General features: G+C 48.4%; 25 protein-coding genes and 1 tRNA gene. 7 read left to right on the forward strand and 19 right to left on the reverse strand.

Features of this window, described 5'->3' with window-relative positions; genetic code table 11:
* Positions 1–39 precede the first annotated feature (39 nt).
* Positions 40–129, forward strand: a tRNA-Ser gene (locus C1H71_RS05955).
* A 102-nt stretch (positions 130–231) separates the two neighbouring features.
* Here the strand turns inward: C1H71_RS05955 and pabC are convergent.
* Positions 232–1,083 carry an aminodeoxychorismate lyase gene (gene pabC / locus C1H71_RS05960; protein WP_130105756.1) on the reverse strand — a complete coding sequence of 284 codons (852 nt, stop codon included), beginning with the start codon at positions 1,081–1,083 and terminating at the stop codon, positions 232–234.
* Between the two features lie 180 nt (positions 1,084–1,263).
* Positions 1,264–2,577, reverse strand: a complete 1,314-nt coding sequence (locus C1H71_RS05965) for an aminodeoxychorismate synthase component I (protein WP_130105757.1) — start codon at positions 2,575–2,577, stop codon at positions 1,264–1,266.
* A gap of 360 nt (positions 2,578–2,937) precedes the next feature.
* Here C1H71_RS05965 and C1H71_RS05970 point away from each other — a divergent pair, with 360 nt between their 5' ends.
* Positions 2,938–3,453, forward strand: coding sequence for a lipocalin family protein (locus tag C1H71_RS05970; protein ID WP_130105758.1), 516 nt, complete (start codon positions 2,938–2,940; stop codon positions 3,451–3,453).
* A gap of 64 nt (positions 3,454–3,517) precedes the next feature.
* On the opposite strand, the gene fabF is transcribed toward C1H71_RS05970, so the two are convergent.
* The 8 genes from fabF to C1H71_RS06010 form a co-directional block, all read right to left on the reverse strand.
* Entirely contained in the window at positions 3,518–4,759 is a 1,242-nt protein-coding gene (gene fabF, locus C1H71_RS05975; protein WP_130105759.1) for a beta-ketoacyl-ACP synthase II, read from the reverse strand.
* A 108-nt stretch (positions 4,760–4,867) separates the two neighbouring features.
* Positions 4,868–5,107, reverse strand: a complete 240-nt coding sequence (gene acpP, locus C1H71_RS05980; protein ID WP_125975770.1) for an acyl carrier protein — start codon at positions 5,105–5,107, stop codon at positions 4,868–4,870.
* Between the two features lie 162 nt (positions 5,108–5,269).
* Positions 5,270–6,013, reverse strand: coding sequence for a 3-oxoacyl-ACP reductase FabG (gene fabG, locus C1H71_RS05985; RefSeq protein WP_130105760.1), 744 nt, complete (start codon positions 6,011–6,013; stop codon positions 5,270–5,272).
* Positions 6,014–6,074: 61 nt separating this feature from the next.
* Complete coding sequence (fabD, locus tag C1H71_RS05990; protein WP_130105761.1) at positions 6,075–7,001, reverse strand: ACP S-malonyltransferase; 927 nt, start codon at positions 6,999–7,001, stop codon at positions 6,075–6,077.
* A 120-nt stretch (positions 7,002–7,121) separates the two neighbouring features.
* Positions 7,122–8,078, reverse strand: a complete 957-nt coding sequence (locus tag C1H71_RS05995; RefSeq protein WP_130105762.1) for a beta-ketoacyl-ACP synthase III — start codon at positions 8,076–8,078, stop codon at positions 7,122–7,124.
* Between the two features lie 182 nt (positions 8,079–8,260).
* A complete protein-coding gene (gene plsX / locus C1H71_RS06000) occupies positions 8,261–9,298 on the reverse strand; it encodes a phosphate acyltransferase PlsX (RefSeq protein WP_130105763.1) in 1,038 nt (345 codons plus the stop codon).
* A gap of 178 nt (positions 9,299–9,476) precedes the next feature.
* A complete protein-coding gene (rpmF, locus tag C1H71_RS06005; RefSeq protein WP_046351409.1) occupies positions 9,477–9,656 on the reverse strand; it encodes a 50S ribosomal protein L32 in 180 nt (59 codons plus the stop codon).
* 36 nt (positions 9,657–9,692) lie between these two features.
* Positions 9,693–10,214, reverse strand: a complete 522-nt coding sequence (locus C1H71_RS06010; protein WP_130105764.1) for a YceD family protein — start codon at positions 10,212–10,214, stop codon at positions 9,693–9,695.
* Positions 10,215–10,271: 57 nt separating this feature from the next.
* On the opposite strand from C1H71_RS06010, the gene C1H71_RS06015 reads away from it, so the two are divergent.
* Positions 10,272–10,856: a Maf family protein gene (locus C1H71_RS06015; RefSeq protein WP_130105765.1), complete on the forward strand. Its 585-nt coding sequence runs from the start codon at positions 10,272–10,274 to the stop codon at positions 10,854–10,856.
* Positions 10,853–11,563, forward strand: coding sequence for an SAM-dependent methyltransferase (locus C1H71_RS06020; RefSeq protein ID WP_130105766.1), 711 nt, complete (start codon positions 10,853–10,855; stop codon positions 11,561–11,563). The genes C1H71_RS06015 and C1H71_RS06020 overlap by 4 nt, the downstream gene beginning before the upstream one ends.
* A 41-nt stretch (positions 11,564–11,604) precedes the next feature.
* Here C1H71_RS06020 and C1H71_RS06025 read toward each other — a convergent pair whose 3' ends face one another.
* The 3 genes from C1H71_RS06025 to coaD all read right to left on the reverse strand — a co-directional run bounded on the left by C1H71_RS06025 (position 11,605) and on the right by coaD (position 14,728).
* Complete coding sequence (locus C1H71_RS06025) at positions 11,605–12,993, reverse strand: exonuclease domain-containing protein (protein ID WP_130105767.1); 1,389 nt, start codon at positions 12,991–12,993, stop codon at positions 11,605–11,607.
* Between the two features lie 180 nt (positions 12,994–13,173).
* Complete coding sequence (locus C1H71_RS06030; RefSeq protein ID WP_130105768.1) at positions 13,174–14,115, reverse strand: class I SAM-dependent methyltransferase; 942 nt, start codon at positions 14,113–14,115, stop codon at positions 13,174–13,176.
* 112 nt (positions 14,116–14,227) lie between these two features.
* Positions 14,228–14,728 (reverse strand): pantetheine-phosphate adenylyltransferase, encoded by a 501-nt coding sequence (coaD, locus tag C1H71_RS06035; RefSeq protein ID WP_130105769.1) that lies wholly within the window; start codon positions 14,726–14,728, stop codon positions 14,228–14,230.
* 167 nt (positions 14,729–14,895) lie between these two features.
* Here coaD and C1H71_RS21895 point away from each other — a divergent pair, with 167 nt between their 5' ends.
* Positions 14,896–15,255, forward strand: a complete 360-nt coding sequence (locus tag C1H71_RS21895) for an ABC transporter substrate-binding protein (protein ID WP_374704452.1) — start codon at positions 14,896–14,898, stop codon at positions 15,253–15,255.
* Between the two features lie 304 nt (positions 15,256–15,559).
* On the opposite strand, the gene pyk is transcribed toward C1H71_RS21895, so the two are convergent.
* The 4 genes from pyk to C1H71_RS06060 all read right to left on the reverse strand — a co-directional run bounded on the left by pyk (position 15,560) and on the right by C1H71_RS06060 (position 20,603).
* The gene (gene pyk / locus C1H71_RS06045; protein ID WP_130105770.1) at positions 15,560–16,990 is read right to left on the reverse strand and encodes a pyruvate kinase; all 1,431 of its coding nucleotides are present in this window, start codon (positions 16,988–16,990) and stop codon (positions 15,560–15,562) included.
* Positions 16,991–17,270: 280 nt separating this feature from the next.
* On the reverse strand, positions 17,271–19,265 hold the full coding sequence (locus C1H71_RS06050) for a UvrD-helicase domain-containing protein (RefSeq protein ID WP_223146052.1): 1,995 nt from the start codon (positions 19,263–19,265) through the stop codon (positions 17,271–17,273).
* Positions 19,266–19,506: 241 nt separating this feature from the next.
* Complete coding sequence (locus C1H71_RS06055; protein ID WP_130105772.1) at positions 19,507–19,989, reverse strand: GAF domain-containing protein; 483 nt, start codon at positions 19,987–19,989, stop codon at positions 19,507–19,509.
* Positions 19,990–20,015: 26 nt separating this feature from the next.
* Complete coding sequence (locus C1H71_RS06060) at positions 20,016–20,603, reverse strand: LURP-one-related/scramblase family protein (protein ID WP_130105773.1); 588 nt, start codon at positions 20,601–20,603, stop codon at positions 20,016–20,018.
* Between the two features lie 114 nt (positions 20,604–20,717).
* Here C1H71_RS06060 and C1H71_RS06065 point away from each other — a divergent pair, with 114 nt between their 5' ends.
* The gene (locus C1H71_RS06065) at positions 20,718–21,626 is read left to right on the forward strand and encodes an ABC transporter ATP-binding protein (protein WP_130105774.1); all 909 of its coding nucleotides are present in this window, start codon (positions 20,718–20,720) and stop codon (positions 21,624–21,626) included.
* The gene (locus tag C1H71_RS06070; RefSeq protein ID WP_130105775.1) at positions 21,623–22,876 is read left to right on the forward strand and encodes a hypothetical protein; all 1,254 of its coding nucleotides are present in this window, start codon (positions 21,623–21,625) and stop codon (positions 22,874–22,876) included. Before C1H71_RS06065 ends, C1H71_RS06070 begins: the two co-directional genes overlap by 4 nt.
* Before the next feature lie 157 nt (positions 22,877–23,033).
* On the opposite strand, the gene C1H71_RS06080 is transcribed toward C1H71_RS06070, so the two are convergent.
* Together C1H71_RS06080 and C1H71_RS20610 are read right to left on the reverse strand one after the other, a co-directional pair.
* On the reverse strand, positions 23,034–23,240 hold the full coding sequence (locus C1H71_RS06080) for a hypothetical protein (RefSeq protein ID WP_130105776.1): 207 nt from the start codon (positions 23,238–23,240) through the stop codon (positions 23,034–23,036).
* Positions 23,240–23,404, reverse strand: coding sequence for a hypothetical protein (locus C1H71_RS20610; protein ID WP_188053615.1), 165 nt, complete (start codon positions 23,402–23,404; stop codon positions 23,240–23,242). The genes C1H71_RS06080 and C1H71_RS20610 overlap by 1 nt, the downstream gene beginning before the upstream one ends.
* Positions 23,405–23,426: the final 22 nt, after the last annotated feature.

Consider the following 23,426-nt stretch of genomic DNA (forward strand, 5'->3'; position numbering starts at 1 on the left):
GCCTTGGGTAAAATTTGCGCTAGAATTCGTCTCCTCTTTGGAGAGGTGGCAGAGTGGTTGAATGTACCTGACTCGAAATCAGGCGTACTCGCGAGAGTATCGGGGGTTCGAATCCCCCTCTCTCCTCCAGAATCAGTGAAAACGGCAAGCTTTCGGGCTTGCCGTTTTTGCGTTCTGATCCTACAAGGAGCGCCAGCATAAGGCCAAGCGTCTCGTCCACCCCAGTAAAAATTACCCCTTCGGCATATCCGGTGATTCAACAATCGTAAATTTTTCTAGCTGGCGCAAGTGGTTCACCGCCTTCGATAGTAGAGCCTGCGCGGGGTGCGGCATAAAATTCCGATCGCATATATTGGCCACTGGCAATAATCCCACTAGGCTATTTGTTAACCAAACTGCATCTGCTTTTTTGACATCATCCAGTGTTAAAGCTCGTTTTTCGACAGCGAATCCATGCTGCAACGCAGCATCAAAAGCCACCTCGCACATCACTCCATTTACCCCACTTTGATCCAGTTTTGGGGTAAATAAATGGGTGTCGCATAAAACCAACACATTACTCATCACGCCTTCGATAACCCAGCCATCTCGATCCAACATCAGCCCTTCAAAAATACTTGGGTCTTGCCATTCGCGTCGCGCTAAAACATTTTCTAAGCGATTCAAATGCTTAACCCCTGCCAAGGCAGGTTGCCAACTTGCTTTTGTGCTGCATACACGCACATTGGCCCCTTGTTGATGTAAATCTTTAGGGTAGTTGGGCAGTGCCGCACACTGAGTAATTCTATTTGGCGTCAGAAAATCAGAAGTTCCATACCCACGAATTGTTTCGCCACGTGTAATTATTATTTTAATTGCCGCGTCAACTGGCGTAATTATTCGTAAGTCTTCGAGCAGTACTGCCTCAGCTGGGCAGTTAATTCCTAAGGCGGCGCAATCTTGCTGTAAGCGGGCGTAATGCCGCTGCCAAAACTCAATCTGCCCACCTTCGCAGCGCAAGGTGCGAAACACACCATCACCAAATTGAAACGCCCGATCAGCCATACTGATAACGTCTTGTGGCTGTCCATTAAGTAATCGCATTCTTACACCCTAAAACGCACAATTTATTCATCATGTTTTTACTAAATACAAATCTTCGGCACACGGAACATATTTAAGAACAAGTAATAGAAAATGCTTCGCTATTTTAAGTAAGGTTTTCTTTGTGAAACGCCCTGCTCTCTGTGTGGTCCGTAGTTCAAGGTCTGGGTTTTGACGCTGCTACTCTTGCACGCCCAAGGCACGAAGCAAGCCACGGGCTTTATGCCGAGTTTCTTGTAACTCACGTTCAGGATCTGAATCAATCACAATCCCTGCACCGGCTCTAAAGTAAAGATGATCTTGTTTTTGCAAGAAGGTACGAATCAGAATATTGAGATCCATAGACCCATCTAGATTGATATAACCCAAACTGCCGGTGTAAGCATAACGCGGCCTATCTTCTAGCTCTCTGATAATTTGCATGCAGCGAACCTTAGGGCAACCTGTAATAGTCCCCCCCGGGAACAACGCCCTTAAGATATCTGCCGGCGTTTGGCCTGACGTTAAAGTGCCACGAACATTGGATTCAATATGATGCACAAAGGCGTAGGTGGCCACGGCCATCAACTCATCCACTTTTACCGTGCCTGGCTGGCAAATGCGGCCTAAATCATTGCGTTCTAGATCGACCAACATAATGTGCTCAGCACGCTCTTTTGGTGTGGCAAGTAGGCGATTTTTTAACTCTGCATCTTCAATAGGATCGGTAGATCGAGGATGCGTCCCTGCAATCGGGCGAGTTTCGACCTGATCGCCGCTGACTTTAACCAAGCGCTCAGGAGATGAGCTCACCACTGCGCCATGCACGCCTAAATCTAGTAGGGTAGAAAAGGGAGCAGGGTTGCGTACCCGCAGGCTGGCAAACAGCTCGGCCGGGCTTAATGGCTCGGCCAATTGCACATCCCAGCCGCGCGATAAATTCACCTGAAAAACGTCGCCTTCTCTTATATATATAAGCGCCCGTTCTGCACCTTGTAAAAAGGCCGCTGGCTCATCCTCGCTAATGGATGCAACTTGTGGCAAAGCAGGGGTAAATTTGCGGCAGGCGGCTAGCTTTTCAGCCAGCATCTCCAGCTCTTCTAAAGTCTCAGCGACTAACCAAGCTAGGCCGGATGGGCGCTGTAATACAATTGCTGCCGGAATACGTAATAACGCCGCAAGCGGGAAATCCGCCTCCAATCTATGCGCCACGTGTGGCTCAAAAGTAGACAGCAGCTCGTAGCCTGCGTAGGCAAACCAGCCGCCGGCAAAGGGCGCATCAGCGGGTAAATCTTCAGGGCGAGCTAAATCTGGATTAAGCGATAATTCACGCAAATCACGGACAAACGCATCCCCTTCTCCCGCAGCATAAATACGCACCTCCCGAGGCAGGGCAAATAAGATGTCCCAACCCGCGTGGCCACCGCCTGTTTCAGCCAAAGCAGGAAAACGTGCAGGATCACTGGCATGCAGCGCCAATAGGTCTGGAGTAGTGTGGAGAGATAAGCAGTACATAGGTCGTTTTCTAACAAAGAGAGTTGCCTTATACCTTAACACTCACACAAGGGGTAGTGCCGGATTAAATACCCAGCAAGAATGACAAAGACGGCAATTTTTAGCGCTAAAATATAACAACACCGTGGGGCTGTTAACCGCTGATTCATGGCTAGCAGCCTGTCGGACTTAAGACTGATCTACCACGGGAAAGCCGGATTTGGCCATATTTCACGCATTTTCTCGTTGAATAGCCAGCTATTCGCCTCAAAAACCCGCGAAATCTGTCTCAAACCGGTCTTTCCCTCGCTACGATCGCTTAAGTCCGACAGGCTGCTAGAAATAAAATATCAATAGCCTATAAAAAAAGGGGAAACAATTATGCGCATATTTGCCGCATTACTCACCTTCGCTCTTAGCAGCAGCCTTTATGCTGAAACCACTGCTAATGCTGTCCCATCGCTGGATATAGAACGTTATCTAGGCCGTTGGTACGAAATCGCCAGCTTTCCTATGTATTTTCAACGGATGTGCGTGGCGGACACTACGGCGGAATACAGCAAGCAAAGCGAAGATAAAATCACCGTGGTTAATCGCTGCCGCAAGCAAGACGGTAGCTTTGCTGAAGCTAACGGTAACGCTAGTGTTGTGCCACATAGTGGCAACGCAAAATTAAAAGTCAGCTTCTTCTGGCCATTCTCTGCCGACTACTGGGTGTTTGGCTTGGGCGATGAGTACCAATGGGCCCTAGTGGGGAACCCCAACCATAAATATCTGTGGCTATTATCCCGCAGCCAGACCATCAACAACCAAGATCTAAATGATGCGCTAGACATTGCCAAAGAGCAGGGATTTGATATCAGTAAGCTCAATTACACTTTGCAGCGAGATGATTAACGCGCTACAAGCTGCAATAAAAAAGGCTACCGAAGTAGCCTTTTTTTATGCTTGATATTCTTAATTAAATTTTACGGAATACCAGCGTGCCATTCGTGCCGCCAAAACCGAAGGAGTTAGAGATCGCAACGCCAATCTTCATGTCTCTTGCGGTATTCGCTACATAATCCAGATCACAACCGCCAGCAATATCTTGCTCGAAGATATTAATGGTTGGCGGGGAAACTTGGTTGTGCAGAGCAAGAATAGAGTAAATCGCTTCCACCCCACCCGCGCCACCCAATAAATGGCCAGTCATGGATTTAGTCGAGTTCACCGCCAACTTCTTAGCATGATCACCAAAGGCAATTTTAAGCGCATTGGTTTCATTAGCGTCACCTAGTGGGGTAGACGTGCCATGTGCATTAACGTAATCCACTTCATCCGGATTAACGCCTGCATCTTTCAAGGCATTGGCCACGCCGCGCGCTGGGCCTTCTGCCGTTGGCGAAGTAATATGGTGAGCATCTGAGCTCATACCAAAACCAATCAACTCCGCATAAATGGTTGCGCCACGTTTTTTAGCATGTTCGTACTCTTCCAGTACCAACACACCCGCGCCCTCACCCATTACAAAGCCATCACGGCCGGTATCCCAAGGGCGGGATGCTGTAGCTGGATCGTCATTACGAGTAGATAGCGCTTTCATTGCGGCAAAGCCGCCCATGCCAAGGCGGGAAATCGCGCCTTCTGCACCGCCAGCGACCATCACATCGGCATCGCCGTACTGGATGATACGAGCCGCATCGCCAATGCTATGTGCACCTGTAGTGCACGCAGATACGATGCCGTAACTTGGGCCTTGATAGCCTTTCAAAATAGTTACATGGCCTGCAACCAGATTAATTAAACAACCTGGAATAAAAAACGGGCCAATTTTGCGCGGGCCGCCTTCAAGCAAGGCAGCGCTGGTCTGCTCAATAGACCAAAGGCCACCGATACCAGAACCAATATTCACACCAACGCGGGTTTTATCCAAATCAGCAACATCATCAAGGCCTGCATCTTTAATCGCTTGCAAGGCAGCGGCGATACCATAATGGATAAATACATCCATACGACGTGCGTCTTTTGCCGAGATGTATTCGGTAATATCGAAACCTTTAACTTCGCCAGCAATAGTGCAAGCTAAGTCACTAGCATCGAAACGAGAAATTTGAGCGATGCCAGACTGACCAGCGAGCAAATTTGCCCAGCCAGTGGCGACATCATTGCCTACCGGTGAGACGTGTCCCAGGCCGGTGACAACTACTCTGCGTTTAGACACGGGGCAGTCTCCGTAAGATGGTTCAAGCAGGCTTGCCGAAACCAGATGGAACAAGACCCCCACAATAAACGCTTACGCGCCCATCGTAGGGGCCTCGAGAAAAACGAATTACTTGCTCAGGTTGGCATTGACGAAGTCAATGGCTTGCTGAACGGTAGTAATTTTTTCGGCTTCTTCGTCAGGAATTTCGCACTCAAATTCTTCTTCCAGTGCCATGACGAGTTCAACGGTATCGAGAGAATCGGCACCGAGGTCGTTTACAAACGATGAGTCAATCTTAACGTCTGTTTCCGGCACGCCAAGTTGCTCGGCAACGATCTTCTTAACACGCTGTTCGATGTTTTCCATGAATTTATGTCCCAAGCCTTGTCTTAATTACTAAAAAAAACGTCGGCATTCTACCAAAAAAACAGTCACAGCATACGTTTGTCGAGTAACTTCGGTGAAATGCACAACCAAAAAACCACGCTGAGCTGCAAAACAACTTCTGCGTACAGCATGGATACCACGCTAATTCATATACATTCCGCCGTTTACATGCAGGGTATTGCCTGTAATGTAAGCAGCTTTATCTGACGCCAAAAAACTCACCGCATCTGCAATATCTTGCGGATTACCCAAGCATCCTAAGGCAATTTGTTCGACCAGTTTAGCCTTTTGTTCATCAGGCAGCGACTTTGTCATGTCCGTATCAATAAAACCAGGCGCTACAGCATTCACTGTAACCCCGCGTGAACCGATCTCACGCGCAAGTGATTTAGTAAAACCAAATAGGGCGGCTTTTGCTGCAGAGTAGTTCACCTGACCAGGATTACCTGTGGCCCCTACCACTGAAGCGATATTAATAATGCGGCCCCAGCGCGCTTTCATCATGCCACGCATCACTGCTTTGGATAGCTTATACACCGGACGCAGATTAGTTGCCATAACGGCATCCCATTCTTCATCTTTCATTCGCATCAGGAGGTTATCACGGGTAATACCGGCATTATTAACAAGAATAGTCACTGGGCCAAATTGTTGGGTAATTGAGTCAACAATCGCCTCACACGCGCCCTCTTCAGTCACTTGTAAACGTAAGCCACAGCCAATGTTACCCGCTTCTTTCAAATAAGCTGTAATCGCCTCTGCGCCCGTATCTGTTGTTGCAGTGCCAATCACTACCGCACCCGCACGCGCCAAATCCAGCGCAATCGCTTGACCAATCCCGCGTGATGCGCCCGTTACGAGTGCAACTTTACCTTCAAAACTCATGCAAAACTCCTGTTTATTCAAGCGAACTGCTCAAGCAGCGTTAAATCTGCGTAGCAATCGCTTACAGCATTGCTTTTAATGTTTGTAGTGCAGCAGTATCAACTAATGCGGCTTGCTGAACATCGCTAGCGATGCGCTTGTTTAAGCCTGCTAATATTTTACCAGGGCCACACTCCGCAATCACGGTCACCCCATCCTGCGCCATTTTGGCGATCGTTTCTACCCAACGGACGGGTTCGTAAAGCTGGCGAACCAAGGCATCTTTAATTTGCGCTGCATCGCTATATGCGGCCACATCTGCATTATGCAAGACAGGAATCGCAGGCGTACTGATAACAATTGTATCTAGCTTTTGTTTCAACTTATCACTAGCAGGACGCATTAGAGCGCAATGAGACGGTACAGACACTGGTAATAACATCGCTCGCTTAGCGCCACGCGCCTTACAAGCATCACAAGCACGCTCTACAGCCGCCTTACTACCTGCAATCACTACCTGCCCCGGCGAGTTAAAATTAACAGCTGCAACCACATCACCTTGGGCTGCCTCTTGGCAGGCCGCGATGATTTCATCATCCGCCAAACCCAAAATAGCCGCCATAGCACCTGTGCCAACCGGTACGGCTTCTTGCATCGCCTCGGCACGCAAACGCACCAGTTGCAAGGCATCACCAAAAGATAATGCTTCTGCCGCCACCAAAGCGCTGTACTCACCCAAACTATGTCCAGCCAAAACAGTAGGCTGGGTGCCACCTTGCGCTTGCCAAGCACGCCACACCGCCACACCTGCAGTTAACATCAAAGGCTGAGTATTGATAGTGGCATTCAAGAGTTCAATAGAGCCCTCAGCGGCCATCTGCCACAAGTCTTGCCCTAAAATTGCCGAAGCTTCATCAAAAGTGGCTTTTACTACCGCCAAATCTGCCCAACCGTTCATCATACCTACTGACTGCGAGCCTTGGCCCGGAAATACAAATGCTAATGCCATTTTTTACTCCTGCATACCGTGCTAAGGGTGCTTTTACCCCATCCTTACGGCGCTGTAAAATTCAAACAGTTATTTTAATGTCAGATAGTCAAACGGCGCATTGCTGCGCCGTTATGCTGATTAAAACTGGGCGATAACCGCACCCCAGGCAAAACCACCACCAATTCCTTCCATGAGCACTTTCTGCCCTGCTTTAATCCGTCCATCACGCACAGCCACATCCAAAGCTAAAGGAATAGAGGCGGCAGAGGTATTACCATGCTCAGCCACCGTAACCACTACTTTATCCATGCTTAAGCCAAGATGCTTTGCGGTGGATTCAATAATACGAATATTAGCCTGATGCGGCACAAGCCAATCAATCTCAGATTGCGCCAAACCCGCCGCTTCTAGCGTTTGACCTGCCACATCAGCCAGCGCTCTTACCGCAAATTTAAAGACCGCATTGCCTTCCATGTAGAGCCACGGGCTACCCGTCAAGCTGCCGTATTTTACTTTTGCGTCGGCTTTTAAAATATGGCGATAACGGCCATCTGCGCGCAATTCTGTGGCCAAAATCCCCGTTTCCTCGGAAGGCTTCAGTACCACGGCTCCCGCACCATCGCCAAACAAAATACATGTACCACGATCATCCCAATTCACGAGGTGTGACAGCGTTTCAGCCCCCACCACCACCGCACACTTAGATGCACCCGTTTTTACAAATTTTTCTGCCGTGCTCAGTGCATAAATAAAGCCCGCACACACCGCCTGCACATCAAATGCCGGAAAGCCATGCACGCCCAATTTATCTTGCAAGATGCATGCCGTTGAAGGGAAAATCTGATCGCCAGTTGTGGTAGCCACAATCAGTAAATCAATGTCTTCTTTAGCTACGCCTGCCGCAGCAATCGCAGCCTCAACGGCTTTTAAGGCCAAATCAGACGTCATTTCACCTTCAGCGGCAATATGGCGTTCGCGAATACCCGTGCGCGAAACAATCCACTCATCGTTTGTTTCAACGCGCTCGGCTAGCTCTTGATTAGTAAGAATACGAGCCGGTAAATATGAACCTGTGCCAACAATGCGAGCGTACATGCATAACCCCTTATTCGATGGCAGTCTTTTTAGCTGCCAATTCTGCGACTGATCTTCAAGCTATTCAGCGGTGCACCAAGCCACACAGGTGCATGGCTCTGGCTTATCTGCAAACTTTACAAGCTGATAACTTATTCGCCAATGCGGCTGAATCACGCAGAGCGTAGTTCAATCACAAGCCATTACTCTGTGGCGGCTTCTTTTACCGCAAACTCTGCAAGCTGATCTTGAACTTGCTCGGTAATACGCTGAATTACGCCCGAGCGAGCCTCATCCATCGCTTGCCTCAGTGCCCAATAAAACGCCACTTTGTCTGCGCTACCGTGGCTCTTCACCACGATGCCTTTTAAGCCTAGTAAGGAGGCTCCGTTATAACGGCGCGGATCCACTCTAGCCTTAAAACGAGCCAGTACCGGCCACGCCAAAAGCGCAATAATGCGCGTCCACCAGCTGCGGGTAAATTCTTGTTTTAAGAATTCGGCCAACATCTTCGCCAAACCTTCCGAAGCTTTTAGCGCCACATTGCCGGTAAAGCCATCACAAGTCACTACATCCACCGAGCCACGATAGATATCATTACCTTCTACATTGCCTTGGAAATTAAGCTGAGAGGCTTTCAGCAACTCAGAGGCTTCTTTAACCGTTTCATTGCCTTTTTGATCTTCTGAACCAATATTAAGCAAGCCAACCGTTGGGTTTTCAATATGACGAGTTGCCGCCACCAAACACGAGCCCATAATCGCAAACTGCAAAATATTATGTGGCGTACATACTGCATTCGCACCCAGATCTAGCACGCAAGTTTCATTACGGCTAGATGGCATCATCTTAGCAATAGCAGGGCGATCAATACCTGGAATGGTTTTAAGCACAAAGCGTGCAGTCGCCATCAGCGCGCCAGTATTGCCTGCTGAAACGCAAGCATTGGCCTCGCCTGATTTCACCAAATTAATGGCGACACGCATCGAAGAATCTTTTTTATTCTTCATTGCAGACTGAGGCGACTCATCCATCGTAACCACTTCACTGGCAGCGTGAATACGCAAGCGGGGCCCTACCGTGGCATGGCTAGCTTTTAATTCAACAGCAAGAACGTCGGGCAGGCCAACCAGCACAACATTTACATGGGGAAATTCTTTTAGGAAGCGAAGCACTGCAGGCACAGTAACGTGCGTGCCATGATCGCCGCCCATTGCATCAACGGCAACTGTGATATCCATCGGGGGCTACAAGTCCTGTAAGGAGCAGGAGAGCAATATCCAAGCTAAATACCCAAGCTTAAAAGCACGCTTCAATCACAACTCCAAAAAAGGCACAGACTGGGGAATCCAGAACGGCGAACGGCGCAAGGGTTGCCCGCTTGCGCCGCATATTATAACCAAAAGGTTATAAAGAGAATTACTCGCCCTTAGCTTTGATAACGCGACGACCGCGGTAAAAGCCATTTGGGGAGATGTGGTGGCGCAAATGTGCTTCACCAGTCGTCGCTTCAACTGCCAGCGCCGGAGCGGTCAGGAAGTCGTGTGCACGACGCATGCCACGCTTAGACGGGGACTTTTTATTCTGTTGAACAGCCATGATTGTAGCTCCTTGAAAACCAGTTTAATTGACAGTTTATTCCGCTTCCCTGGTTTTCAACTGAGCCAGGACAGCAAACGGATTCGGTTTTGAATCTTTTAAAACAATACGATCTGCACCACAATCTTCGTGTCTAGACGCGAAAGGCAAGGCAAGCAGAATTTCATCTTCTATCAACGCAATAACGTCGAGCTCGGGATCGATAACGATACCTTCGAGATCTTCATCTGCGTTTTCCGCATCATCAAGATGGGCCTCGTCCGGAAACTGTACGAGAGTGCTACCCACATTAACAAAAAAGGGCATGGGTTTTAAGCAGCGTTGGCAAACGAGTTGAACCTCGCCTTCCACGTCAACAAACAACCACGGCCGCTCTAACTTATCAATGCCGCTAGACAACTTCCAGACCATGCTGCCCTCAGTACTAGCAAGCAGATCATGTAAGCGGCCTAACTCAGACAGCGGCGTCAATCCTTCAATCTTTTCGCCTTCAAGCGCGAATTGACCGCTGTGAATAACAATCATAAGGAACCAGAACGAATACAAGAAACCGCGCATGATACAATCTAGAGCACTACCCTGTCAAAGTCATTTACGTAAGAGTCTAACAAATCCATGTACTTACCTCGATTAATCCTCGCCTCAACCTCGCCTTACCGCAAAGAACTACTTGAGCGCCTTGGCATTTCTTTTGAAACGGCTGCGCCAGATTTGGATGAAAGCCGCAAAGAAGGTGAAACCGCAGGGGAAACCAGCATGCGCCTCGCGATTGCCAAAGCAAAAGTACTGGCGGATCTTTATCCAAACAGCCTAATTATCGGCTCAGATCAAGTCGCGCTTTTAGGGGATGAGCAGCTAGGCAAGCCTGGCACGCACGATCGTGCCGTTCATCAGTTGCAACAAATGCGTGGCCATACACTGGCGTTTCACACCGCACTTTGTTTGTACAACACCACCACTGGCCGTGAACAGCATGCTGTTGATATTACCCGTGTCACCATGCGTGATTACTCCGATGCCGAAATCGAGACTTATTTACAGCGTGAAAAGCCATATAACTGCGCAGGTAGCGCTAAAACGGAAGGCCTTGGCATCGTCATGATTGCCGCAATTGTAGGCACCGACCCTGCAGCGATCATCGGCCTGCCGCTGATTGAACTGATTACTATGTTAAAAAATGAAGGATTTCCACTGCTATGAGCGGCACTCTGTATTTAATTCCCGTCCCCCTTGGCAGCGACAGCTTAGCCAGCGTCATCCCCGCAGATGTGCTGGCCACAGCGCAGCGCTTAACGCACTTTATTGTGGAAGCCCCCAAGACTGCGCGGGCCTTTTTAAAGGAATTTGGCACCCCGCATGAGCTGCGCAGCCTGTGGATGGAAGAGCTGAACGAGCACACCAAAGAAGACGCGTTGAGCGCGCTGCTAAAGCCGCTACTGGATGGCCACGATGTAGGCCTAATGAGCGAAGCGGGCTGCCCTGGCGTGGCCGACCCAGGCGCAAACCTGATTCGTTTAGCGCACCGTAAAGGCATTAAAGTTGCACCACTCGTTGGCCCTTCGTCTATTCTGCTGGCGCTGATGGGGGCGGGTGCTAATGGGCAAAAGTTTCGCTTTAATGGCTATATCCCAGCGCAAGACCCCGCACGCCTTGAAGCGATTCGTGCACTAGAAAACGATTCCTTCCGCAATAAACAAGCAGAGTTATTTATTGAAACGCCTTACCGCAACGGCGCATTATTTGATGCACTCTTGCTAGGTTTAAAAGGCAGCACCCAGCTCACGGTGGCTTGTGATTTAACCACTACCAACGAATTTATCGTCAGCAAAACTGCCGCAGACTGGAAAAGCGGCCCTAAACCCGACCTACACAAACGCCCGACAGTGTTTGTAATTTACGCTGCTTAAACAAAAACGGGGAGTAGGGAGTGGAAAATGGGGAGTAAAATCTACTCCCTAATTCCTAGCCTCAGTAATTTATGCCCCTGTTTTTTAAATTCTTTCTGAATCAACTTAAATACATCTAATTCAAACTGACGTGGCTTGCTCATCAGGGAGGGTAGCTCGTCGATATGGTTGATGGCACCCAAATAGCACCATTGGTCAAACACCTGTAGCACTGGCGCCCATTCAGGGCCTTCTGCCAGTGCAACGGCCCCCTTGTACGGCCACGTGGAAAAGCGATAGCGCTCCATCGCAGCAGAAAAACGAGCATTGTGGGTGATATCGCGGCCCACGCAAGCGCCACGGCAGCGGCTTTCTAAAAACGCCGAGCAAGGAGCCAAGGATTTTGGCTTTGGCTCCAAACCTAAAACCTGCCGACACAGGCCGTGCCCATCAATCATTTTATTCAGCACATTAGCGGCTTCGCGGCGCGAGCGGAATGGGCCAAATACTGGCTCTTCTCCTACCTCAGCCCACGGAATCCAGTAGGGCTGCAACACATCGTCTTTGGAAACTAAGCGCCACCCACCTAGTTCTTTAATACGCCGCTGTGGTGGGTTGTAACTTGGCTCTAGTTGAGCAACAAGGCTGGTTTCCAGCAATAAGGCACCTAGCTCACCCGCAGTTTCATGCCAAGCTAGGCGTTGAGTGCGCTTAGCCAGCTGCACTTCTTTAGGATTGCCATCGCTAAAATGAGCCAACACACGTTTGCGGATATTGTGGTTTTTGCCAATATAAAGAGCCACATCGTCCGAGCCGTAAAAAATATAAACGCCGGATGATTCAGGCAGCTCGTCAATCTGCGCGGGGTCTAGCGCAGGAGGCAAAGCGGGCTGACGTAATAAATCAGCAATGGCTTGATGTAGCACGTCCGCGCCATGGTCTTTGAGTGCCACGTCTAAAAACTGCTGCAATAACTCTGCATCGGTTAAAGCGCGATGCCGACCGCCGCTGAAGGTCAGCCCATAACGGGCAATCAACGCGTCTAAGCTATGTTTGTGCTCGTTTGGATACAGCTTACGAGAGAGCTTTACCGTACACAGCACTTGCGCCTGTAAACGCATATCAAGGCGTTTAAATTCTTGTTTTAAAAAACCATAATCAAAACGCGCGTTATGCGCAACAAACACCCGCCCCTGCAGCAGATCTAACACTTCAGTTGCGATCTCAGCAAACAGCGGCGCATCAGCCACCATCTCATTACTGATACCGGTTAATTCTTGAATAAACTCAGGGATTACTTGCTCAGGATTAACTAAGCGCGACCAGCTGCGGCTGCCCTGCTCATCAATCTGCACAATGCCCACTTCAGTGATGCGATCACGCTGAGGATTCGCACCCGTGGTTTCCAGATCAACCAGCACAAGGGGGAAGGAAAAATAGGGATTGTTCATATCAAAAACCAAAGGCTACAAAAACCTGTCGACACAGAAAAAAAAGAAAGCACGGCGCTCACTGAAAGGCGCTGAGCTAAGAAAAACCCAATGTCTACGTTTCGTTTTTCCTCTGTGCGCTCTGTGCGCTCTGTGCCCTTCGTGTTTTCTGTGCCTACAGAATTTTTTACGGCTGAAGCCTTAGGGCTTCACAAATCTAAAACACTGATGAATTTTACGGTTTCTAAAGTCTTCTGGCACAGATTCATTGGATACGTCAGTACACATCGGCTTAAGCCAATCATCCAAAGTAAAGGTGCGTAGATTATTAGAGAAATACAGCACGCCGCCCGGCTTTAATAAGCCCAGCACGCTTTCTAGCAACCATGAATGATCACGCTGGATATCCAGAATGCCGTTCATTTTTTTGGAATTAGAAAACGATGGCGGGTCCATCACGATCAGATCATAACGGGTAGTTTCGCTTAAGGCATCCGACAAAAACTCAAACACATCGGCACGCACGCGCTGATGGCGGGCGGGGTCCATACCGTTTAAAGCGAAGTTACGCTCTGCCCACTCTAAATAGGTATTAGACATATCCACGGTCGTGGTATGGGTGGCTCCACCGGCTGCGGCGTAAACACTAAATGAGCCTGTATAGCTAAATAGATTCAAAAACCGCTTACCCTTGGCTTCTTCCATCACACGTTTACGTGTGTTACGGTGATCCAAAAATAAGCCTGTATCAAGATACGCACCTAAATTCACCCAGAATTTAAGCCCACTTTCTTCGATCACAAAGTCTTCAGACAGCTCACCTTCCAGCTTTTCATACTGCTGCAAGCCTTTTTGCCGCTGGCGCAACTTCAGCACCACGCTGGTTTCTGTAATATTAAACACGCTTGCGCAGGCATTGCGGATGTCTTCCAGCCATGCGGCATGGTCTTCATCACTTTCCATCCAGCCAGTGGCCACTTCTTGCAAGTGAATACGGCCTTCGTAAAAATCAACAATGACAGGAAACTCGGGTACATCTTTATCGTACACACGGTAGCAAGTAATTCCCTGCCGACGGGCCCACTTACCCCAGTGTTTTACATTTTTGGCAAGGCGGTTACGAAAGCTAGCGATATCAGCCATTTTTTAAAATCTTGAGCACATAAAAGCAGAAGTGTAACACCTTGCAAGGCGGGCACCGATTTTGTGCCCCCTACTCTCTGCAACTGAAAAATTATCAGCCGCTTAAGTAGCTTCAGCCCTGCATCTGCGCTCTTAGAGCCACAAAGCGATTAAACACCGGCTCTGGCACGTATTGCTGCACCACGCCCTGCCAACCCGCAGGGCCAACCAAGCCCTTCACCATGGTGGAGCTGACTTCGGCTATTTCACGCGGAGGCATTAAAAATACCGTATCAATATGTGGGGCCAAATCAGCATTTACATAACGCATTTTGCGCTCAAATTCATAATCAGCCGCTTCGCGAATACCTCGCAAAATAAAATGCGCACCTTGTTCACGAGCGTAATTTACTAAAAATGAATTTTCAAATGATTCCACCCGTAAAGAAGGTAAATGGGCAGTGGTTTCTCTCAGCATAGCCAAACGCTCAGCCAAACTAAATGTGTAAGATTTATCTGGATTATCGCCAATTGCGACAATCATTTCGTCAAAAATCCTTACACCATGTTCAATCATCCATAGATGACCATTGGTGACTGGATCAAAACTACCTGCATATACCCCTCTACGCATGGGTATGACTTCCTATATTAAAAGTTTGTGCCACTATAACACCGACAAACAATAAACTAATATCTACTCGCAGTTATAACCCAATAAAAATAGGGAGCGACGTCATGATAAAAGCCATGCTTTGCATTAGTCTGCTAATTGCACCATTGTGTCAGGCTTAAATTGCAATTGGTCAATCTGTTCCCACTACCGGCGTTGATACTGAGACGGGGAAGGCATTAGCACTTGGCGCAACACTTTATTTCTCTAGAGTAAATGCTAACGGCGGAATGAACGTTGAGGCAATTAATCATCAGATCAGGGATGATGGCAATCATACGAAACGTACTATTGCTAATAATCAAGAGCTAATCGATAAGCAAAATGCAATTGCACTTGTGTCATTTTATGGCACAAACAATACTTCGGAACTCATCAAATCTAAAACATTAGAAAGAGTCAATATAGCCTTAATTGGGGTGCATTCGAGTGCCGATATTATTCGCAATCACCCTTATATCTTTCATACCCATGCTAGGTTCTGTTGACGTTTCATTCGCGGCTGCATTGGCTGCAGTTTTAGGGCCAGAATCACCGTTGAAGCGATCAGGCGATCAGGAAAAAACCCTAGCCGTAGCGGCGTTTACAATGCGCTTAATAGCTTAAAGAGTTATGACTTAGGCGAGTTTAATTTAGACTTTAACGATAAAAATGCCAAGGCTCTAATTATGTAGAGCTAACAATGATCTACGGAATGGCAGTTTGAGCCGTTAATAGCAAAGGGGCATGGTTTCCCACGCCCCTTTATGCATTCTTTAACGGTATTAAGCACGGCATGCCGTGCTTCTACAATTAAGTGCGTGGCTTCTCTACCGCGATAATTTGCAAGGTATTTGCACCTAAACCCGCTTGCGAACCCCAAGTCATAGCAAAACTATCACCAACATTGACACGCTCGTCACGCACCAAAGCCATTTTTACGTGGGCAATTTGTGCATCGCGCTCATTACCAACCGATTCTGGCATCAGCATCGGCTGAACATGACGATACAACGCCAGCTTGCGGTAAGTTGCAACATTTTGTGTCACCGCCATAATAGGTACGGCGCTGATATAGCGTGACAGCCATAGCACTGAAGTACCCGAATCAGTCAGCGCCACAATGGCACGCATCGGCAAATGACTAGCCGCATATACTGCCGCCATAGAGATCGCTTGATCGATGCGCTCTACGCCTTCGGCGGTAATAAAATCATTATCGCTTTGCATATCAGCGTGTTTTTCTACTTCTTGGCAAACGCGCAACATCGCTTCTACTGCTTCTACTGGGTACTTACCCGCAGCGGATTCAGCCGACAGCATCACCGCATCAGTACCATCCAATACCGCATTAGCAACATCAGACACTTCAGCGCGAGTTGGCACTGGGCTGCTGATCATTGATTCCATCATTTGTGTTGCGGTGATGGATAGCTTACGCATATGGCGGGCCATTTTGATCATGCGTTTTTGTAAGGCAGGTACAGCAGCATCGCCCACTTCAACCGCCAAATCGCCACGCGCCACCATAATGCCGTCAGAAGCTTCTAAGATTTCTTCTAGATTGGTAATGGCTTCAGTACGCTCAATCTTAGCAATCAAGCCCGCTTGGCTACCTGCAGCCAATAGCAAAGTGCGCGCCAAATGCATATCGCTGCCACTTTTTGGGAAAGACACCGCCACATAATCAGCCTGCAATGCAGCAGCTGTTTTAATGTCGGCCATATCTTTATCAGTCAGCGCTGGGGCCGTTAAGCCACCCCCTTGACGATTGATCCCCTTATTATTAGATAAGGTACCGCCCACCAAAACATTGGTTAATACTTTAACGCCCGTTACCGAGATGACTTCCAACTTAATCTTGCCGTCATCCAGTAATAAAATATCGCCAGGCTCTACATCATTTGGCAATTCTTTATAATCGAGGCCAACATAATCCTGATTACCCAGCTCACAAGCCGCATCCAGAGTAAACGCTGCGCCTTTTTCCAGCTCAATTTTGTTGTGCTCAAACTTACCAACGCGAATCTTTGGGCCTTGCAAATCAGCAAGAACCGCCACAGATTGGCCAAGGCGCTCTGCAATAGAGCGAACCAAATTAGCACGGTCCGTATGGTCTTGCGCAGTGCCGTGGGAGAAATTCAGGCGAACCATATTTACCCCAGCCACAATCAGCCTTTCCAAAACCTTAGGGTCATTGGAAGCTGGGCCGAGCGTTGCAACAATCTTTGTGCCTCTAATCATTAGGTAATACTCCTGAATAAGGGAAATCTGCACATCAAGGAAAACATCAAATATCGGGCGCTTGCCCGTATTGCTTTCTTATTTCTTGGTTTTGATCGCGATCATACCTACAAAACACTTACCCTGCCCAAGCACATATTCCTGCTTGAGCCTATTGTGGTAATCCCCGTCGATTACGCGGCTAAATCTAAATAACGAAAGGCGCGTTTGTTATGCCAGTAAGCATGAGCATACGCCATCTCCATCAGGGTATTTAGATCCAAATCAGCAAGTCTGTAGTCTATTTACCAATCCGCGCCATTAACTCGGCATTCTTCGCCTTGCGCTCTTCTTTCGTCATGGCGGGCTTGGGCTTATCACCTGCCAAACGCCCGCTAATCGTAATATCATCAGGTGGCAGCTCTTTTAAAAAGCGGCTTGGCTCGGTAATTTGCCATTCACCGGCACGGCGGCGTTTGCCGCAATAGCTAATTGTTAAGCTGCGCTGAGCACGAGTAATGCCCACATACATCAGCCGCCGCTCTTCTTCTACCATATTGGTCTCAATGGAGTTTTGGTGCGGCAGGATGTTTTCTTCGCAGCCAATCAAAAACACATGTGGGTATTCCAACCCTTTAGACGCATGCAGAGTGGATAGTTTCACCGCATCTACTTCTTCTTCATCGCGGCCTTCTAACATAGTGATCAGCGCAATGGTTTGCACGATATCAATCAAGCTTTTATCGTCTTCCACGCCTTTTTTGGCAATCCACGCCACTAAATCTTGTACGTTTTTCCATTTGGCCTCGGCAGGCCGTGGGTCGTCATTTTCGTAGAGCCATGTTTCAAAATCGATAGCAAGCAGCAGCTCATTCAATAACTGCCCTGCTGGCTCTACTGGGGCGCGATCTTGCATACGGTTGATAAATTCTGCAAATAGCCTGAGGGGCTCGTACTGAGTGCTCTGCACCTGATGAATAAAGCCTTCTTCAAACACCGCCGCAAACAGCGATACATTACGATTGGCGGCATAAGTGCCCAGCTTTTCTAGGGTGACATTACCCACGCCGCGCTTAGGAGTAGTGACGGCACGGATAAACGCGGGATCGTCATCTTCATTGGCAATCAAGCGCAAATAGGCCAGCACGTCTTTGATCTCGGCCTTATCGTAAAATGATTGCCCGCCCGAAATCACATAGGGAATACGGCGGCCCCAGAGCTGCTGTTCAATAATTCGTGCCTGATGATTACCCCGATATAAAATGGCGTAATTAGAATATTTGCCATTATTTAAAAAGCGGCTCGATTCTAGGTGATCCAACACCATGGCCGCTTCTTCTTCCTCGGTCTTGGTTTCAATCACCATGATCGGATCGCCAATCCCCAGATCAGACCAGAGTTTTTTCTCAAATAATTTTGGGTTATTGCCAATCACCGCATTGGCGCAGCGCAAAATCCGCGCCATCGAGCGATAGTTTTGCTCCAGCTTAATGACCTGCAGCTTAGGAAAGTCTTCCTGCAACAGCCGTAAGTTATCCACATTGGCACCACGCCAAGCGTAAATAGACTGGTCATCATCGCCAACGGCGGTGAACAGACCGGTTACGCCACTTAAAAGCTTAACCAACTGGTATTGGGTGGTATTGGTGTCTTGATATTCATCGACCAGCAAATAGCGCAGGCGGTTTTGCCATTTTTCTAAGACTTCTGGATGCGCTTCAAATAAATCCACCGGCAGGCGAATCAGATCGTCAAAATCTAGCGCTTGATAAGCAAACAGCGTGTCTTGATAAGAGCGGTAAAGCTTAGCCAGCTGCAGCTCACCTTCAGACTCCGCCATATTTTGCGCCTTATCGGGCGAGATACGATCGTTTTTCAGCATAGAAATCTGGCTCATGCTGCTACGGATCAGCTGCTTATCTGTGGTGGTGAGTTGATCGGCAATAATCTTGGCTACGTCTGCCGAATCTAGGATAGAAAACTTGGGCTTATAACCTAAATGCCGTGCCTCTTCACGCAGCATTTTTAACCCTAGCGAGTGGAAGGTCGATACCGTCAACCCTTTCAACATGGCTTTGGGTAAGAGCGCCCCCACCCGCTCCTCCATCTCGCGTGCGGCCTTATTGGTAAAGGTAATCGCGGCGATGTTTTTGGCATCCATGCCCGCCGTCTCAATTAAATACGCAATCTTCTGCGTAATCACCCGCGTTTTACCCGAGCCAGCACCCGCCAAAACCAGGCAAGGGCCGCCAAGATAAACCACAGCTTCGCGTTGCGGGGTATTTAAGAGATGCAGCATGAGAAAGACCTAGGAAGTAAAACAGCGGCCGGATTTTACCACGGACGAGGCCGCCGCTGATCGGTAGGGGGATTGCCTCGTCCGTTTGAGATATCAAATCAAAGCAACATCATTCATTTAAGAGCCTTTGGCCCCTTGATTTAGCTGCGCTCCTCCCGCTAAAACTCAACATTTTTTCTGTCGAACCCCATGCTCTCCGTGGTTCAAAATTTGGGGTTTAGCTGCATAACATCATAGCTTAAAATAAGCGCGCCAAAGCTTGGCACAACTGAGCCAGATATCGGGCGTCAATCTCATCAAAAGTGGCCAATTCGGCGGAATCAACATCCAGCACAGCCAGCACCACACCCTCACTATTTATCAGTGGTAATACAATTTCTGAGCGAGCCAACGATGAGCAGGCGATATGTCCAGCAAAGGCATCCACATCCGGCACCACTAACGTTGTGGCCTGTTGCCACGCGCTACCACACACACCGCGCCCTTTTTGAATGCGGGTGCAGGCAATCGGCCCTTGAAACGGCCCCAGCACCAATTCATTATTTTTTACAATATAAAAGCCCGTCCACAGCCAGCCAAAAGTGTGGTGTATCGCGGCGCAGGCATTGGCCATTGCCGCGATTAAATCCCTTTCGCCCTCAATCAAAGCTAAAGCTTGCGGAATCAGATTTTGATACAGCTCTTCTTTGCTATTGCCCTGAATACTTAAGTTTTCTGCCATTTTTATTCCACATAAATAAAGAATTATTACTCTTTTAATACCATATCAATACACATTACCGCAGCTAGAATCAATGCCCGCAAAGGATCATTTCCTGCCACGCTAGTATCGATAGAGAGCATATAGTTGTCTGCCGAAGTAAACAGCTCTTTACCTAGCCCTGCCCATTTTTTACTCACTTGCGCCAGCTGCTTGCCATCTTGGTCAAAGCTAAAGTTCCAGCTAGTCCAACTTCCTTTTAACCAACAAAGCGATTGCCCATTGGCATCGAGCAATTCAAACTTACCGCCAATTGATAATAATTTTTGTCTAAACTCACCAATTTTTTTATTCTGATGATCAAAAACCTCAACATTGGAACGAAAAATACTCACCCCACGCCGCACCGATAATAATAAAGCGCCGCTTGGCTGTGTAATCTGTACATCAAATGGCGTCATGCGTTTGTAATCTGTAAAACGCAAGACTTTAGTGAGCATGCCTAAATTTGGCTCACGGCACTCCAAAATAACTTGCCCGTTCTCTGGATCTAAAATATCAAAATCATTGGCCGCTTTAAAAATGCCCAAGTGCTCTTTTACAAAAAACTGATTGCGATCCAACACAGCATTCATCACTTTACCTCCCTCGTTGTATTGCCCCAAGCGGGGATGAAGTATGATGCCAGCTGAAAGCGATTAGCAAGCGATCGTGCTATGTACAAACATCAGATCCCCCTAGGGAATTCAATGATTCAAATTTCTGATCTCACATTTGATTACACCGGCCATCGGGCGCTCAATCAGCTCAATCTACAGGTAGAGCGTGGCAGCGTAACCGCACTAGTTGGGGCAAACGGGGCAGGTAAAACTACCTTGATGCGCTGCATCGCTGGCCTAGAAACACCGTTAGCAGGCTCAATCACCGTGGTGGGGCTAGATGTGCAAGAGCAACCACGCACAGTGCATAGGCAGATGGGCTATTTATCTGACTTTTTTGGCCTTTACCAAGAGCTCACCGTGGCTCAGTGCTTGGAATACGCCGCAGCATCGCAAGGTTTAGCCAAGGATGCGATTGCTGATGCAATCAGTGCGACTGCAGCGCGCCTATCTTTAAGTGATAGGCTAGAGCAAAAAGCCAGCAGCCTATCGCGCGGCTTACGTCAACGCGTGGCAATTGGCCAAGCGATTATTCATGCTCCGCAAGTTTTACTGCTTGATGAGCCCGCATCTGGGCTCGATCCTGAAGCACGCAATGAGCTGGCGATTTTATTTCGCCAATTGCAGGCCAGCGGCATGACGCTTTTGGTGTCCTCACATATTTTAGCCGAATTAGAAGCCTACTCCAGTCATATGCTGGTACTTAGGGATGGCAAAATCCTTGAACACCGCGCCCTGCACCAAGGCCTAGCCAGCAAAGCATTACAGCTCAGGCTTGCCAGCCCCAACGATAAGCTCATTGAGATTTTAAGCGCCCACCCCGCAATTAATCTCAGCAAAGCCGATACCTTGCACGCCGAGTTTGATTTCAATGGCAATAGCGCAGAGCAAGCACGGTTACTGGCCGAACTCATCCAAGCGGGCCTTGCGATTACGAGCTTTGGTGAACAAAACTTGCAGCAAGCTTATTTGCGCTCGATAGAAGGTGGAAAATCATGAATCCAGAATTCAAACGCAATCTATGGCTCAACTTTTCTCTGCACCGCTTAATCGGCATGCCCGCTATTTTGGGGCTAATTTTTTTAGCCGTGGCAATGAACGGGCAAGCCAATCACGTAGGCAGTTCAGCTGCGATGCTGTTTGTTGGCATTGTTTGGCTATGGGGCACAAAAAACGCCGCAGCAGCAATCGGTGATGAGCAAAGAGATCACACCTGGGATCAGCAAAGAATGAGTGCGCTCAGCCCGTGGGCAATGACGTGGGGCAAGTTATTGGGTGCAACCTTATTTAACTGGTACGGCGGGGCGATTTGTATCTTGGTATTGCTGATTAGCGATCTTGCCAAAGACCCAATTAATACATTGCTCAAAGCGCTATCGCTGATCGCTATGAGCCTGTTGCTCCACGGCGCAGCGCTAGTGATGAACTTACAGCTAGGCCAGTCAGATTTCACCCAAAATCGCCGTGGCAGCTTTAATCTACTCCTCGCGATTCCAGCCCTCTTTTTCATGCCCAGCCTATTTGAGCTCAGCGAAACCCCTATCACTTGGTGGGATATCAGCTTTATGCCACTGCAATTTCAGCTATTAGCGGGCAGTTTCTTTGCTATTTGCAGCATATTTGCGGCTTGGCGACTCATGCAAAATGCCTTGCAAGTGCGCACACAGCCTTGGGCTTGGCCAATATTTGCCTGCCTACTCACCGCTTTTTTAGCAGGGTTTAATCACGAAAATCTGCCGATGCTCGGCCTAATTATTAGCAGCAGCATGACCTACGCAACGCTATTTTCTGAGCCTAATAGCATCACCATTTGGCAGCGCATCCAGCAACGGATTCAAGCCAAAAACTGGCATGGGGCACTGATTAACTTACCGCTCTGGCCTACTACTCTCATACTCTCATTTGCGTTTTCCTTACTCGCAACGGGGGCCGCTCCAAGCGAGCTTTCCAGCATCACCACCGCTCCGCTCTCCATTGCGTTGATGTTACTACGAGATAGTGCCGTTTGCGTATTCCTTGCCTTTGGCCCCAAGCGTGGCGTCGCTAATAGCCTGCTTTATCTAGCATTGATTAATGGCCTACTTCCATTTTTGGCCCATAGCAGCGACTTACCGAGCGTGGCTTATTTAATTATGCCAATCAACCATCCAAGCTCAATCGCCAGTATTCTCATCAGCGCCATTCATGCCCTCATGGCTATCGCCTTAGCATTTTGGAGATGGCAAGCCCTGCAATCAGCCCAACGTTAAGCCAAGCGATTAATCGGCGAAGAAAGTGATTTACCTTGCGATCGAACAAGCTTCAAAGAAATGGACGATGCCGATTCAAAGCTGGCGGATGGCGCTGAATCGTTTCGTTATAGAATTTGGTGACCGGCTGAACGGCCACCAGTCATTCCAAAGGCATTTACACAGAAAGATTTACAAGCTCCATTAAATCGGCAGCGCGTTTTAAATCTGGCTTGCCTTGCTTGGTAAATTGCCCTGCGTCATCAACAAAACGTCCTTTTACTACATTCATGGCAATCGTTTCGCTTTTAACCAAATCATCAGAATTAGCCTGAGCTTCCTTTAATTTTGCAAACTCTTCATTGCTAAAGCTAGCCTGCTTCATTAGATCTTGTAAAGAAATACTGCCTTCACTAGGCCTTGGCGCAATGCTACCGCCATAAAATCCCAATAAATCCGCTGATAATCTTGTGGCCGTGCTTTCTTGCCATTACGAATATCCAGCACATCCCAATATTGCTTCTCATATTTAGCATCACCCGTAATCACATAGGTTCGCGCTAGGCGAGTG

It is taken from the genome of Iodobacter fluviatilis (genome assembly GCF_004194535.1).
GTDB lineage: Bacteria > Pseudomonadota > Gammaproteobacteria > Burkholderiales > Chitinibacteraceae > Iodobacter > Iodobacter fluviatilis_A.